Origin of the sequence: Aminipila sp., from assembly GCF_032051575.1 — a bacterium.
Lineage (GTDB): Bacteria > Bacillota > Clostridia > Peptostreptococcales > Anaerovoracaceae > Aminipila.
The window spans coordinates 276,466-290,969 of the sequence record NZ_DAMBYD010000002.1 but is presented as its reverse complement, the minus strand read 5'-3'; the positions used below and the strand labels follow the sequence as shown (position 1 = coordinate 290,969).

Sequence of the window (14,504 nt, the reverse complement as noted above, 5' to 3'; positions counted from 1 at the left end):
TTTTGAAGGAGATCTTACATGTACTATATTGTATTTGATTTAGAATTTAATCAGGGTAGTTGTTCATCTCTGTCTTCTATTGAAAAAAAGGCTAAAACTCCCTTTGAGATTATTCAAATTGGTGCTGTGAAATTAGATTCAAATTTTAAGACAATTGCAACTTTTAACCGTTATGTAAAGCCGTCCATTTATTCACAAGTTAATCCCTTTATCTCAGATTTGACTGGTATTACCACAGAGCAGCTTACATCAGAGGAGTCATTTTCTAAAGTTTTCAATGACTATATTTCATTTACTGGCCAAGTGGATTCTGCTTTTTGTGTCTGGGGAATGTCTGATATGAAAGAGCTATTTAGAAATGTTGAATACCATAAATTAGATAAAAGCCTATTGCCTGAAATGTATATTAATATTCAGCCCTATCTTTCGCTTCGTTTAGGCTTTTCTAAAACAAAATTGTTAAAGCTTCAGACTGCTGTTGAATCGCTGAAAATTCCAATGCCTTATGCATTTCATAATGCTTTTTATGATGCCTATTATACCGCAGAAATATTTAAAAGAATAAATAGTCCTATCATTGAGCCAAAGAAATATAATCCTGATTATATATCCATTCGTTCCATACAACGAAAAAAGATTGTGGATTTTGAAAAACTACTACAACAATTTGAAAAAATGTATGCCCGTGGATTAAGCAAAGAAGAACAAGATATGATTATTCTCGCCTATAAGATGGGGAAAACCAATCAATTTCTAAAATAAAAAAGTATTAATTTGAGTTTGACAGTATTGTTTCCGCTGTCTTCTTATCTATAACAATCCCAAAATACGCTTTACAAAAATGGCAAAATTCTTCCCCTGAATTGATTGTTCTTGTTTCCACTATTATATTTTTCTTTGACGAAACAAACTTTCTTCCTGCAATGGTGATATGCTCATTTTCAGGGCAAATCGACATATGCGGTTCATCGACAAAAGGAGATTGAGGATGTGTTTCACAAAAATAGTTTGGTAGAAAAAAGTCTGTTTCTGATTGTGGACTTTCTTCAAATCCAAAAACTTTTTTCCAACTCTGCCCAGTCAACTTCTGCCACATCACATACCCATAATATTCGTCTTGAGTAAACTTGTATTCTGCTATCCCATCCGATTGCACCTCGTCACATACGAACCTAAGCGCATATCTTGGAGATTCGTTACGAAAACTTACATCAGTGATATAAGACATCTGTTCAAAATCTACTTTCATAATTCGATGTCTGCGTATTTGCACGCCTTGATTTTCATAAATAAATCTACAATTGTATACAGTAACTTGATATCCCAATGCTTTTAATAAATGTGTGAACAGTCCATTTACCTCAAAGCAATACCCTCCTCTATGATTGACAATGATTTTATCATATAAATCATTTCCGTTTAAGGATATAGTTTCCTTCATTAGTATTGATAAATTTTCATAAGGAATCATAGCAATATGTATATTTTGTAAAATTGTCAAGTTTTCCTCTGATGGTTTCCATTTGTCTTTATCATACACGATTTCTAATCTAGTAAAATAATTTCTAACCTGTTCTTCCGTCAACACAAAACTTTCATCTATCGTCATAATTAATCCTTTACTCCTTGTTTATTCAGTCTATGTGTTTTATAATAGCATTTAATTGGTTTTGTTTTAAGTTCCAATTCCTTTATTTTTATTGGAACCAATTTATGTGAGGTAAAACAGATGATATCAATAGATAAAAGCTCAAAAATATCATTATACAAGCAGCTATATATGCAATTAAAGGAACAAATTTTAACCGGGAAATTGATAGCTGGTCAAAAATTACCAGCCACACGCGAACTTGCATCAGACTTGATGCTAGGTAGAAATACTGTTATTGCTGCATATGATCAGTTACTATTGGAGGGTTTTGTAAAATCAGTTACAGGATCTGGCTATTATGTTGAACAAATAGATTTTCAAAATTCCATTTTCTTAGATATGCCCTCGAAAATTGCCGCTTTGTCTCCTTCTATCTTAACTACTCATTATAAATATGATTTCCAGTATGGAGATTTGGACTATAATTGTTACCAAACCAAAACATGGCGTAAATGTGTCCTGGAAGCCTTTGATCAAATTGCATTACAGTCTAAGATATCATATACAGAGCATCAAGGAAATCTCCAACTAAGAAAAGGATTAGCTGATTATCTACATCTGGCACGTGGTGTCAAATGCACTTCTGACCAAATTGTCATAACAAGTGGGCATCAACACTCTTTAGAAATCATAGCTCACATTTTTTCAAATAAAGATTGGCATTTTGCCATGGAAGATCCCGGCTATAATGGAACACGCATTGTGTTTGAAAGAAACAATCACAACATCATTCCTATTCCACTAGAAAGTGACGGCATAATGATTAGTGCTCTGGAAGATATTCATAATGCCTTACTATATATTACCCCTTCCCACCAATTTCCTATGGGAAGTGTTCTTCCCATTACCAAAAGACTTTCTCTTCTAGATTGGGCAGATCAAAATAACAGCTACATTATTGAAGATGATTATGATAGTGAGCTGCGATATAATACTCTTCCTATTCCCTCTTTGCAATCTATTGACCATTACAACCGAACAATTTACTTAGGTACATTTTCCAAATCACTTTCTCCTGATTTACGAATTGCCTTTTTAGTACTTCCAGAGTCCCTCATGACATTATATAACGCAAAATACCAACTATCCAATTGCTCGGTTCCCTCTTTCTTGCAGATAGCTTTAGCAAACTTTATTCGCTGCGGAGATTATCAAAAACATATAAATTCATTGAGAGCACATTATAGGAAAAAGAATAATCTGATTTTGACTTACCTTCAAAAAACGCTTCCTCCCTGCGTAAAGATTCAAGGGACCAGCGCCGGATTACATTTTATATTAACACTGGATGCTTCTCTTAATCAGCAGGAGTTAATAAGCAGATTTGCAGAGAGTCAAATACATGTCTATGCAACGGATATATACTGGATAAACCAATCCGTTTGTCCTAAAAATCAGATACTGATTGGTTTTAGCTCTATTCCTACAGTAGAGATCCCTGAAAGTATCGAAAAGCTTTCTGAAGTTTTAAGGAACATTTGATTTCCTGATTATTAAAGTAAGAACAAGGGGCTGCTTAAAGCAGCCCCTTGTTTTAAATTTCGTTATTGAAACTTTATTCCTCTATTCTTACCCGGATTAACCTATTTATAATGATTAAGCCAAATTTCCCTTTGCTCTTTAAAAACTTTTGTCTTTTCTGGATTGTAATACTTTGAGTATTTATCAAGAAAGCCATGTTGTGCATTTATCCTCATAATTTCAAGATTTGGTTTCTGTAATAGCTGTTCACATATTGAATTAACATCAAAAGAATCTTGTTCCGCAAACATTAAAAACATTTGGCATTTAGGTTTTAAATTTAAATAATCTCTTATGCGGGATCCATAGCAGGCTATAATTCCATCACAATAGGCACTTTCACAACAACGCCATGCAACAGTAGCCCCAATACTAAAGCCTAAAACAATTACCTTTTTATAATGTTCCTTTAGCTTTTGTATTAGACACAAAATATCAGAATAGACATCAAACCCACTTCCATTGATAAAATAAGAGTAAGCCTCTTCAGTCTCCTCATAAGAGAAAGTTTTATGGGTTGCTAATAAATTAGGACAATATACATCAAAGCCTTCTTCGAAATATTCAGCACAAACATCTTTAATAAAGTCGTTCCTGCCATAAATCTCATGTAATACTATGATTGCCGTTTCACTGTTCTTTATATATTTAATCATTTTTTAATCTACAACCCCTTATGCATTATTTCTACTTGTTTTTCCAGTGTTCATTCTTCCTGTCTGTTATCTAATATTGAATCAAATAATGCACCCAGAATATTTCTCTAGGTACATTATTTCTTTAACAGTAAAATTGGTGTATTATTACTTCCAAGCTGGCAATTTTTCCATCATGCCTTTTGCTGCTTCTTTTGCTGCTTCTTTATCCAATCCCTGAGTTCTGACAATAAATTCAGTCATACTTGTCAGCTTTTCTTCATAAGACTGCATAGAACCATCCTGTCTTGCACAGTATCTGCAATAGTCTTTGCTTTCATCCTCCATAGCATAATCTTCCTTTGCTTTCATAGGCATACCGCACGCAATACATGTTTTCATTTTTATTTTCCTCCTTCGTTTATGGAAATTAGATTTATAAAATGTTCAATCCAGATTTCTCTATATCTTGATACAACAGATTTCCCTGGTGCAAACATCTCTTGATTGGTCAGATAGTAATGAATCAATCCAACCCATGTGTTGAACATAAGATTCAAAGGCATTTTTTTAATTTTATGATTTTTCTGCTCCCTTTCTGCTACTTGTGTAAGATGAAATGAAATGGCAGATTGAATCATAATCAAGGTATTTCTTGAACTTACTTGAAGTAAAGGAGCTTCCGAAATCAGTCTAATATAAAAATCTTCATATTCCTCTATTCCTTTCAGATGTGCTTCAAGTATCTCTTGCATCCCACAGGTTTCATCAACCAATTCATGCAAGCGCTTTGTTATTCTTATGCCAAATTCCTCTATAACTATATCCAACAGCATTTCTCTTGTAGGGAAATGGGCAAATATTGTTCCATGAGAAACTCCTGCAGCTCTTGCAATGTCAGCAGTTGAAGTGTTAGTCAACCCGTTATTGGAAAATTCATTAAATGCTATCTGAATTATATGTTCTCTGGTTTTAGCTTTTTGTTCCTGCCTTTTATTCATCTTAATTGACTCCTAACTCATTGAGTGTATACTCATTATATTTTATAAAGAGGATTCTGTCAATACAGATTTTAAAATAAAAAAGTAAATTTATCGATGAGCCTCTGGAAAAATACAGGTTCCGCAAGAGCAGCATACAAAATAACCCCGCAGATAGGCACTTTTTTCTAGTGTCTATTCTGCAGGGTCCATTTTATTTTACCTTATATATATCCTTAACTTTTTCAGGAAGGTCCTTCTCCCCTATTTCTTCCCAATAAGTTACTCCTCGTAATGGCGCATCATAAAGTTTTACATAAGCGTCTTCTCGTAGTTTTTTCCCAGTAGTAAAGTTTAGACTTTTTTCCTTTCCCTTTTCATCATAACAAGTCAGAACATATTCATACCTGTTATCGTCATTTACTTCAACCTCCTGATTACTAATCTGTGTATAATATGTTGTCTTTCCAGTTGGATTATCCGGATCTATTTTATCTGGATTTAAAAATAAAACAAATAAAGCCCCCAAAATTAATACTACTAATCCTATAATCATAATAAACTTTTTCAAAATGAAATTTCCCCCTTTTGCTATGCTATTACAGATTTTATCTGTTTGTCAAAAAATAGCTTAGCAGTTAAACCTTGCGGAAATCTAACAATAATCTTACAATAATATTAAATCAAAGTTAAAGACAACGCTGCAATTTTGTAATCATTTCATCAACATGGCGCTTTTCTATAATTAATGGAGGTACAAAACGCAGTACATCCTTCCCTGCTGTAATAATGATTAGCCCTTCTTCCAATGCCTTTGTTACTATGTCGCCCACTTGCTTTCCTTGAATCACCAGACCTTGCATCAAACCTATACCTCGTCTTTCTGCAATGCATTCATATTTTTCTGCTAAGATATCAAGATGTTTAGCTAAATATGTACCCACCTCATTTACATGCTGCAGCAGGTTCTGTTCTTCATATAGATCAAATACCTTACTTACAGCGGCGCATACTAGAGGATTACCACCATAAGTAGTTCCATGATCTCCCGATGTCAAAGAAGCTTTTGCCGTTTTCTCATTCAAAACAAAAGCACCAACTGGAACACCGCAGCCAAGAGCTTTTGCACAAGTCATTATATCAGGCATAATTCCAAAAGACTGCCATGCAAACATGTTACCTGTACGTCCCATTCCACACTGAATTTCATCAAATATCAATAAAATGTCCCTTTCCTTCGCAATTTTCTGTAAACCCTTTAAAAAGCTTTCCGTAGCGGGATAGATTCCACCTTCTCCTTGTATGGGTTCTACTATAATGGCACATGTTTTATCTGTTATTTGTGCTTTCACACTTTCCAAATCATTAAAATCAGCAAATCTTATGCCTCCAATCAGCGGTTTAAATGCCTCTTGATACTTCACATTTCCAGTTACGGACAACGCTCCAAAACTTCTCCCATGAAAAGAATTATTCATTGCAATGATTTCGTGATCTGTCTTTCCATCCTTTAAAAATGCGTATTTTCTTGCCGTTTTCAAAGCACCTTCAATGGCCTCTGCTCCACTATTGGTGAAAAATACTTTATCCATATCAGATGCCTGAAGTAATTTTTCTGCTGCTTCAATTGCAGGAACGTTATAATACAAATTTGACGTATGAATAAGCTTATCAATCTGTCCTTTTAAAGCATTATTATATTCTTCATTGCCATATCCCAATGCAAATACCGCTATGCCTGCAGCAAAATCTAGATATTCTTTATTATTTACATCATATAGATAGACATCTCTTCCCTTTTCCAAAACAATCTGGTATCGATTGTACGTATGTAAAACAACTTGCTCAGCATTATTAATATAATTCTCCATCATTACACATCAAACCTGCTTTCTGAACTTGCTAAAATCGCTGTTCCAATCCCCTTATTGGTAAATATTTCGAGTAATAAACAATGGGCAATTGTACCATCAATAATATGGACTCTTGAAACTCCGTTTTCAATTGCATCAATACAGCTATTAATTTTAGGGAGCATGCCACCATTGACTATTCCATCTTCTATTAATTTTTTTGCCTCTTCTACCATCAATTCAGAAATTAATGTAGACTTATCAGCAGGATCTTTTAAAACCCCCTCTATGTCTGTTAGAAATGTTAGTTTCTCAGCATTAAGAGCTTTAGCTACAGCACATGCTGCATCATCACCATTAATATTATAAGATTCAAACTCATCATCTGTTCCAATAGGCGCTACAACAGGAAGAAAGCCTTTTTCGAGCAGTCCATATAATAATTGTGGGTTCACTTGGGTAATCTCTCCTACATAACCCAGATCCAGACCATTTAAACACTTCCTTTCCGCCTTAAGTAAACTGCCATCTTTGCCACTGATTCCAACGGCATTAACTCCAAATTCTTCAAGTTTCTGAACAAGTCCTTTATTAACCTTATTCAATACCATTTCTGCTATTTCCATTGTTTCTTTATCTGTAACTCGAAGGCCCTCGACAAATTCTATTTTTTTCCCTATTTTTTCAACCCAGTTACTGATTTCCTTCCCTCCTCCGTGCACTATAATCGGTTTAAACCCTACTGATTTCAGCAATGCAACATCTTGTATCACACTCTTTTCCATCTTTTCATCAATCATTGCACTTCCGCCATATTTTACGACAATAATCTTATTGTTAAATCGTTTTACATATTGTAATGCCTCAATTAAAATCTCTGTTCTCTGCAATATGTTGTCCATCTCTTTCGTCATTTTTTCTCCTCTGTTTACTATATAATATCTCAACTTCAACTTTTTCAAACTTATATCCGTGTTCACAATAGGTATTAGATATACATTGGGGGCTGAAGTAATCCTGTTTTTTCATCTATTCCAAACATTATATTCATATTTTGAACTGCCTGCCCTGCAGCACCTTTAACTATGTTGTCCAGTACCCCAATCACGATTATCCGATTTGTACGTGGATCAATTTTAAATCCCATATCCACATAATTACTTGCCTGTACCCATTTGGTCTGGGGGAAAATACCTTTTTCCAAACCCCTGATAAATGGTTCATTTTTGTAATATTTATCATAAACTTCTTTAATATCTTCATATGAAGCATCCTTTTGCAAGTTTGCATAAGCAGTTGTTAATATCCCCCTGTTCATAGGCACTAGATGAGGAGTAAAATTTAATACTACTTTTCCATCCGCTGCATAACCCAATTGCTCTTCAATTTCTGGGGTATGTCTATGGGTGGCAACTCCATAAGCCTTCATATTTTCATTTACTTCACAATATAGATTTTGAAGCGTTGCGCCTCTTCCCGCTCCAGAAGCTCCAGACTTAGCATCAATAATGATGGAATGTTTATCAATAAGGCCAGCCTTAACTAATGGATAAATGGTTAAGATTGAACAAGTTGTGTAGCAGCCGGGATTAGCCACTAATCGTGCATTTTTTATTTTTTCTCTGTTTATTTCACATAATCCATATACTGCTTCATTTATCAATTGAGGAGTCTTATGTTCTATCTGATACCACTGTTCATATACCTTAACGTCTTTAAAACGATAATCTGCACTTAAATCAATAATCTTTACTTTGTCTAGAATTTTTTCTGTTAGAATTCCTGACAGGTATCCCTGTGGTGTAGCTGTAAAAATGACATCTACTTCTCCTGCCAATTTTTCAAAATTGGCATCCATACAGTAATCCTCAACAATCCGAAACATATTCTGGAATACATCACTATATTTCTTGTCAATATGACTCTTTGATCCATACCACTTTATCTCAACGCCTTTATGCCCTAATAAAAGTCTGACTAATTCGCCACCTGCATACCCTGTTGCACCAATAATCCCTACTTTAATCATACTTCAACACTCCTTTTTACTTTTGCGATATTTGAATAATTATACATTTTAATCGTAAAATATGCAAGCATTATTTGATGTTCACTCTAGGATTGTTTATTAATAATCTATTTTGGTAGATTCTGTTGGGTGGTTATTATTCATTTTATTGTGCTATAATTATATAAGTATCGCATTAATCAAGCCTTATATTTAAGGTATAAACAACTATAGTAAACGGAGTATTTATGAATTTATTTAATAATTTTAATATAATAACACTAATAATCTTAGGCATTTTTTTTATGCCTTTACTCACAGGGGTGATGTATCCTATTTCAATCAATAGGATACATCACTCATTGTTATCGTTTTTGAATAGCATTAAACTTATTGTAGGCCTTCTACTTTCGTTCTATCTCGTTCGGGTTATTTTTTCTAACAATTCGAACAGCTTTTTAGCGCCTTTATATAAGTTTTTTCCATCTATTGAAGATTTGATTCTTCGTTATAATCATGATATTATGGCCTATTTTATTGTTTTTTTCATTCTATTAGCCATTACTCTTTGGGTGTTGGAGATTTTAACAATTCCTTTGGAAAAATATGCAGTTATTCCTTTGACGGAAAGACTTTCATCTATATTTAATTCAATGAGCAATAATGTCAAAAGAATACTAAGTGTATCCTGGCAGATTCCAAAGTCTGTATGCATGGTACTAATTTTTTCATTGTTACTAAATTTTTATACAAATTTTATTAATAATGATACTACCAGTGATTACATAAACCATTCCTCTGCCTATCAAATAATTAATAAAAAATTTCTACAACCCATACTAAGTACAGACATAGCTAAAAAGCTGCCTGTACTAATTAATGATTCCTTTAATAAAGCTGCAGAAGATTTTACACCTGCTAATAATGAAAATGGCGAAAACCCTAATTATTGGAAAGTACCTGTAATAAAATATTTTAATGGGGTAACCCTTGAAGAAGCCGTCAAGTCAAATGTAGAAATAGACAAAAAGGCAAAAGAAATTGTTGGAACTGAGAAAAGTGATAAGATAAAGGCTTACCTGCTATACCAGTGGATTAGCCAGAATATACAATATGATGATGATAAGGCAACGGTAATAGTTAAAAGCCCTTCCCATGTGAAATCTGGTTCCATAGTTACCTACAATGAAAGAGAAGGAGTATGTTTTGACTATTCATGCTTATATGTTTCCATGTGCCGTTCAGTAGGGATAAATGTACGATTTGTAACAGGTTTGGGCTATAATGGAATTGAATGGGGTGACCATGCCTGGAATCAGGTCTATGACTCAGATGAGCAACGATGGATAAATGTAGATACGACATTTGGTAATTCTGGATTAGACTATTTTGACAATTCGAATTTCGCCATGAATCATAAGTACGACGTAATACAAGGAGAGTGGTAAAAACCCCTCTCCTTGTATTTTTATAATTATTAATAAACTTTAAACTATTTATATTGAAATAAAATTTACAGTGGAAACGTAACGATGAACTGACTGCCCTTATACAATTCACTTTTTACTTCTATATGACCGCCATGAGCATCAACAATTGCTTTTACAACAGATAATCCAATTCCTGAGCCTCCTGTATTTCGATCCCGCGATTTATCCGTACGATATAAATGATCAAAAATATTCGGCAGGTCTTCTTCTTCTATACCTACACCTGTATCTGAAAGGATGAGCTCTGCCTTATTCCCATATTTGTTTGCAGCTACCTGAATTTTTCCACCACTATCAGTATATTTAATTGCGTTAGACAGTAAGTTTACAATTACCTGAATGATTTTATCCTTATCTGCATAGATTTCGCATGGTTTTGTGCTTATGTGGATTTGTATATTCTGATTGGAAAGCTCTGGTTGAAAATTTGAAACAATTTGATGGATAACGTTTACTAAATCAAATTTTGTTTTTTCAAGCTTTAGGCTGTCATTTTCAATTTGTACGATTTTATCTATATCAGATATCATTCGGGTTAGTCTTAAAATCTCTACTCTGCAACTTTCCAGTCTTTCTGGAGTTGGCTCCAATATTCCATCAATCATTGCCTCTAAGTTTGATTGTAATGCAGCCAATGGTGTCCTAAATTCATGAGCATAATCTCTTGCCATACGCTTCTTAGAAATTTGTTGCTTTTCAAGAGTATCAGCTAATATGTTTACACTATGTATTAACTGGTTAATTTCATTTGTTTTAGAAACAAGTGTTAATCTCTCGCTATAATTGCCTGCTTCTATCTGTGTTGTTTTATTTATTACTTTTTTAATTGGCATTGAAATCCTGTTTGCCATATAAAACCCTAAAAAAGCTGCTATCATCAAAAATAATATGCCTATACTAATAAAAACTTTATTTAATACTTGAATGAATTGTATATCTTCATCATTATAAAAATAAGGTCCATAATAGCCAAGGGTAACGGTGGCAACCTTTTTACCATTTTTCAGAACATCATAATTATTTTCTTTATATTGACCATTAAAGTTAGGATATATTTTTGCCATATTAGAGCGCATGCTTTCAAGCATATTATCACACATTTGGCTATCCAAAGTGCTCATACAAAACAATTGGTTATTCTTTAAGTCATTAACCATTAAAATCAAACCTTGTGATAGTGCAGTGTGCCCTATGTTCTCAAGAGAATCCTCACTAGGAAATTCTCCATTTGCACTAAATTCATCCGTTACTAAATTTACTATATCCTGATTCTTCTTTTCCTGCGTATTTGCAATATAGCTTTGAAACTTATTTTCTAGAAAATAATTAGATGCAAATAAAAGGGAGCTAACAAGAAACAAAGAAAGTAAGACATAGGATATAGTCAATTTAACTTTAAGACTTAAATTCATAATTAACTCCCTTCTTTATCACTGGTTATCTCCAAATTTATAGCCAACACCTCGAACCGTAAGAATATATCTTGGATTGGTGGTATCATCCTCTATTTTACTCCTCAAATTTTTTATATGGGAGTCAATCGTCCTTTCAAACCCATCATAATCTGCTCCAAGGACAATATCAATCAATTCCTCTCTCGTAAATATTTTTTTAGGATATTTTATCAAGGTACATAATAATTTGAATTCTATACGTGTAAGATTTACGCTTACACCAGACTTTTTAACAGTATAAGAATTTAAATCAATTTGTAAATCATTATCATTCCAGCTCATTATATGAAAAAGGGGAGACACGCCTTCATCAGCGCGCCGGAGTAAGCTATTTATTCTTGCCATTAACTCTCTGGGGCTAAATGGCTTAGTCACATAATCATCTGCCCCAATATTTAATCCATTTATCTTTTCCTCTTCACTGATTTTTGCAGTTAGCATGATAATTGGAACTCTGGAATTTCTTCGAATAATTTTGCATATTTCTTCGCCTGATATCCTGGGTAACATCAAATCTAAAACAACTAAATCAGGATTTACATTGTCAAATAAAGTAAGGGCCTTTTCTCCATTATAAGCAGCAAATGGATTGTATCCGCTTTTTTCTAGATAAGCTACTACTGCTTCTACTATTTTAGGCTCATCATCAACAATCAGCACTTTTTTCTTATCTTCAATCATGTCATCCCTCCCATATCATCACTATACCATAAAGACAAAATCATAATCAACTATAGGTTATATACCACAACATCCTGCTGGCATTCCTGAATTATTTACAGCTGTTGAATCTAGTGCATCTTTTGTAGCGTCAACATTCTGTATATCCTCAACCACGGTGATACTACTGGTAATCATACCCATCCAGCAGCTATATCCAAACTTTCCAGTTTCCGTTGGGGTAAAGGTGATCACATTTTCACCTACTTTCAATTTTTGCTTTATATTATACTCCGGAATAATCATTTCATTGTTACATCCATTTAAATCCCCTTCATCTACATTAATTGTCCACTTCACTGGAGTCCCTGCTTGTACTGCAATTGGAGAATAACTGCCTCCATCCAACGTAGTCATTACTTGTTGCTCTTCGCCTACAATACTGCTTATAGTTGCATTATCCGTACTAGCACTGGTAGCCAATGAACCAAAACTAATTCCTGTAAAGGCCATTCCTCTATTCATCATCACAATGCCCAATACGATAACTAACATTGCGCTTACTTTTACCATATTTTTTGCAAACTTAGAACTTAGCATTGAGCCTAGCGCGCCAAAAGCAAACAGAAGAGGAACGGTCCCTAGACTAAACATAAACATTGATAATGCACCAGCTATAAAACTACCTGTTCCAAGTGCGTATAACTGCATAGCTTGTAACGGTCCGCAAGGCATTAAACCATTCAATAATCCAACTACAAATGGACCTTTATTACTGTTTGCACTATATATTTTGTTAGCAAATACCTTAGGCATATGTGGGTTTAATTTTTTTAGCCAAGGAAATATGTTCAACATATTCAGCCCCATTATAACCATAAAAGTACCAGCTAATATAGTTATAAAAGCACTACCAGTATTTGACATAGTGAATACAGATCCAAGTGCACCTACAATACCTCCTATTATGGTGTATGACACTACTCTTCCTGCATTATACTGTAAACTTGGTAGTACCTTTACAATTTTTTTGTTACTCTCATGATCAAATTTATGGGATACAGAGAGTGACAGGTTAATTCCACCACACATAGCAATGCAATGAAGAGAAGATAACAGACCAACTACAAATAAGATGCCATAACCCATACTCGGATCTATTTTGGGTATAAAGTTGAATCCTACCGTATTTTTTATAATAAGATAAAGCCCCAAAATAATAATACCTATAACGATAAGCTGGTTGTTTGAACTCTTTTGTGAGTTATCTTGAGGTTCATTTAGATTAAGTTTTACATTATAACCAAGCTTTGTTACTGCATTTATGATATCCTCAATTGCAACCTCTTGGGGATTATAAACCACAGATAAACTCGCAGCGTAATAACTTGCATCTACTTCATAAATGCCATGCATTTTGATTAATTTATTTTCAATTTTTGATTCACAGCCTGTACACGTCAATCCTTCTACTTTAAGTCTCTTTTTAATCAATTTTTTTCCCACTATTTATTCCTCCCTTTTATAGGTTATACTGGCCACTTTTACTTTAAATCAGTTATTGTAAATCAAAAGGCTTTAAAAATTTCTTTACTTTAACTGGCTTACCGCTATCATCCTTAACTTCCACAGAAGCATAGACCCAGCCCTGTACTTTATCCGGATCTACTCCTGCTTCAATAAAGATTTCAGGATCCACAACAAATACTATATCTTTATCATTTGAACTCATATCCTTCGCCCACTCAAATTTATTTCCATCTCCTAAATCAACACCATAATGATCCAATACTTCATGGTATCCGATTGAGTCTCTGTAGATATCCACCAGTTGATTAAAGGAAGCTGACGGAGTTGCTTCGCCAGAATATTTTAATTCGTCATTTCCTAATTCAGTGCCTAGCATTATCTTATCCTCAAATGCAATACCCTTGGGCAGCTTATTGACATTTAAACCAGCATTAACAAATGGCTGCGCATCAAATTCAATCATCACATCATGCATTGTACTTTTACTATAGTCTTTACTCCAGATAAATCTTGCGGAGTCATCTGGTGCACTTAAGGACCAGCCCCCATTCATTTCATCTTCCTCAATTTGATTTGGAATAGCTTCTAATACAGAAGCAAAGGATGTCTTTGCCACTTCCCCTACTACATCCGATTTACCACACGCGGAAATCGAAACGATTATAGTAAGTGAAAGTGCTATAATCAGTATTTTACTCTTCATAGATTTCATATCTTAAATC

The 14,504-nt window shown here is 34.0% G+C and carries 15 protein-coding genes; 3 read left to right on the top strand and 12 right to left on the bottom strand.

Annotated features, from left to right (window positions below; genetic code table 11):
* Positions 1-18 precede the first annotated feature (18 nt).
* Positions 19-762: a 3'-5' exonuclease gene (locus tag RTW14_RS03600; RefSeq protein ID WP_312648322.1), complete on the top strand. Its 744-nt coding sequence runs from the start codon at positions 19-21 to the stop codon at positions 760-762.
* A gap of 7 nt (positions 763-769) precedes the next feature.
* On the opposite strand, the gene RTW14_RS03595 is transcribed toward RTW14_RS03600, so the two are convergent.
* Complete coding sequence (locus tag RTW14_RS03595; RefSeq protein WP_312648321.1) at positions 770-1,609, bottom strand: arylamine N-acetyltransferase family protein; 840 nt, start codon at positions 1,607-1,609, stop codon at positions 770-772.
* A gap of 120 nt (positions 1,610-1,729) precedes the next feature.
* On the opposite strand from RTW14_RS03595, the gene pdxR reads away from it, so the two are divergent.
* On the top strand, positions 1,730-3,133 hold the full coding sequence (pdxR, locus tag RTW14_RS03590) for a MocR-like pyridoxine biosynthesis transcription factor PdxR (protein ID WP_312648320.1): 1,404 nt from the start codon (positions 1,730-1,732) through the stop codon (positions 3,131-3,133).
* 101 nt (positions 3,134-3,234) lie between these two features.
* Here pdxR and RTW14_RS03585 read toward each other — a convergent pair whose 3' ends face one another.
* The 7 genes from RTW14_RS03585 to argC form a co-directional block, all read right to left on the bottom strand.
* The gene (locus tag RTW14_RS03585; protein WP_312648319.1) at positions 3,235-3,828 is read right to left on the bottom strand and encodes a dienelactone hydrolase family protein; all 594 of its coding nucleotides are present in this window, start codon (positions 3,826-3,828) and stop codon (positions 3,235-3,237) included.
* Positions 3,829-3,975: 147 nt separating this feature from the next.
* Positions 3,976-4,209: a zinc ribbon domain-containing protein gene (locus tag RTW14_RS03580; protein WP_312648318.1), complete on the bottom strand. Its 234-nt coding sequence runs from the start codon at positions 4,207-4,209 to the stop codon at positions 3,976-3,978.
* A gap of 2 nt (positions 4,210-4,211) precedes the next feature.
* Positions 4,212-4,808 (bottom strand): TetR/AcrR family transcriptional regulator, encoded by a 597-nt coding sequence (locus tag RTW14_RS03575; RefSeq protein ID WP_312648317.1) that lies wholly within the window; start codon positions 4,806-4,808, stop codon positions 4,212-4,214.
* A gap of 193 nt (positions 4,809-5,001) precedes the next feature.
* On the bottom strand, positions 5,002-5,358 hold the full coding sequence (locus tag RTW14_RS03570; protein WP_312648316.1) for a YxeA family protein: 357 nt from the start codon (positions 5,356-5,358) through the stop codon (positions 5,002-5,004).
* Positions 5,359-5,476: 118 nt separating this feature from the next.
* On the bottom strand, positions 5,477-6,661 hold the full coding sequence (locus RTW14_RS03565) for an aspartate aminotransferase family protein (RefSeq protein WP_331654386.1): 1,185 nt from the start codon (positions 6,659-6,661) through the stop codon (positions 5,477-5,479).
* The gene (gene argB, locus RTW14_RS03560; RefSeq protein ID WP_312648315.1) at positions 6,661-7,554 is read right to left on the bottom strand and encodes an acetylglutamate kinase; all 894 of its coding nucleotides are present in this window, start codon (positions 7,552-7,554) and stop codon (positions 6,661-6,663) included. The genes RTW14_RS03565 and argB overlap by 1 nt, the downstream gene beginning before the upstream one ends.
* A gap of 74 nt (positions 7,555-7,628) precedes the next feature.
* On the bottom strand, positions 7,629-8,669 hold the full coding sequence (argC, locus tag RTW14_RS03555) for an N-acetyl-gamma-glutamyl-phosphate reductase (protein ID WP_312648314.1): 1,041 nt from the start codon (positions 8,667-8,669) through the stop codon (positions 7,629-7,631).
* Between the two features lie 341 nt (positions 8,670-9,010).
* Between argC and RTW14_RS03550 the strand changes: the two genes are divergently transcribed.
* A complete protein-coding gene (locus RTW14_RS03550; RefSeq protein WP_312648313.1) occupies positions 9,011-10,096 on the top strand; it encodes a transglutaminase-like domain-containing protein in 1,086 nt (361 codons plus the stop codon).
* 65 nt (positions 10,097-10,161) lie between these two features.
* Here the strand turns inward: RTW14_RS03550 and RTW14_RS03545 are convergent, their stop codons facing one another.
* The 4 genes from RTW14_RS03545 to RTW14_RS03530 are packed head-to-tail and all read right to left on the bottom strand — an operon-like array spanning position 10,162 to position 14,494.
* Positions 10,162-11,550, bottom strand: coding sequence for a sensor histidine kinase (locus tag RTW14_RS03545; protein ID WP_312648312.1), 1,389 nt, complete (start codon positions 11,548-11,550; stop codon positions 10,162-10,164).
* Between the two features lie 18 nt (positions 11,551-11,568).
* Positions 11,569-12,273 carry a response regulator transcription factor gene (locus RTW14_RS03540; protein ID WP_312648311.1) on the bottom strand — a complete coding sequence of 235 codons (705 nt, stop codon included), beginning with the start codon at positions 12,271-12,273 and terminating at the stop codon, positions 11,569-11,571.
* Between the two features lie 57 nt (positions 12,274-12,330).
* Positions 12,331-13,758, bottom strand: coding sequence for an urease accessory protein UreH domain-containing protein (locus RTW14_RS03535; RefSeq protein WP_312648310.1), 1,428 nt, complete (start codon positions 13,756-13,758; stop codon positions 12,331-12,333).
* A 52-nt stretch (positions 13,759-13,810) separates the two neighbouring features.
* Positions 13,811-14,494 carry a hypothetical protein gene (locus tag RTW14_RS03530; RefSeq protein ID WP_312648309.1) on the bottom strand — a complete coding sequence of 228 codons (684 nt, stop codon included), beginning with the start codon at positions 14,492-14,494 and terminating at the stop codon, positions 13,811-13,813.
* Positions 14,495-14,504: the final 10 nt, after the last annotated feature.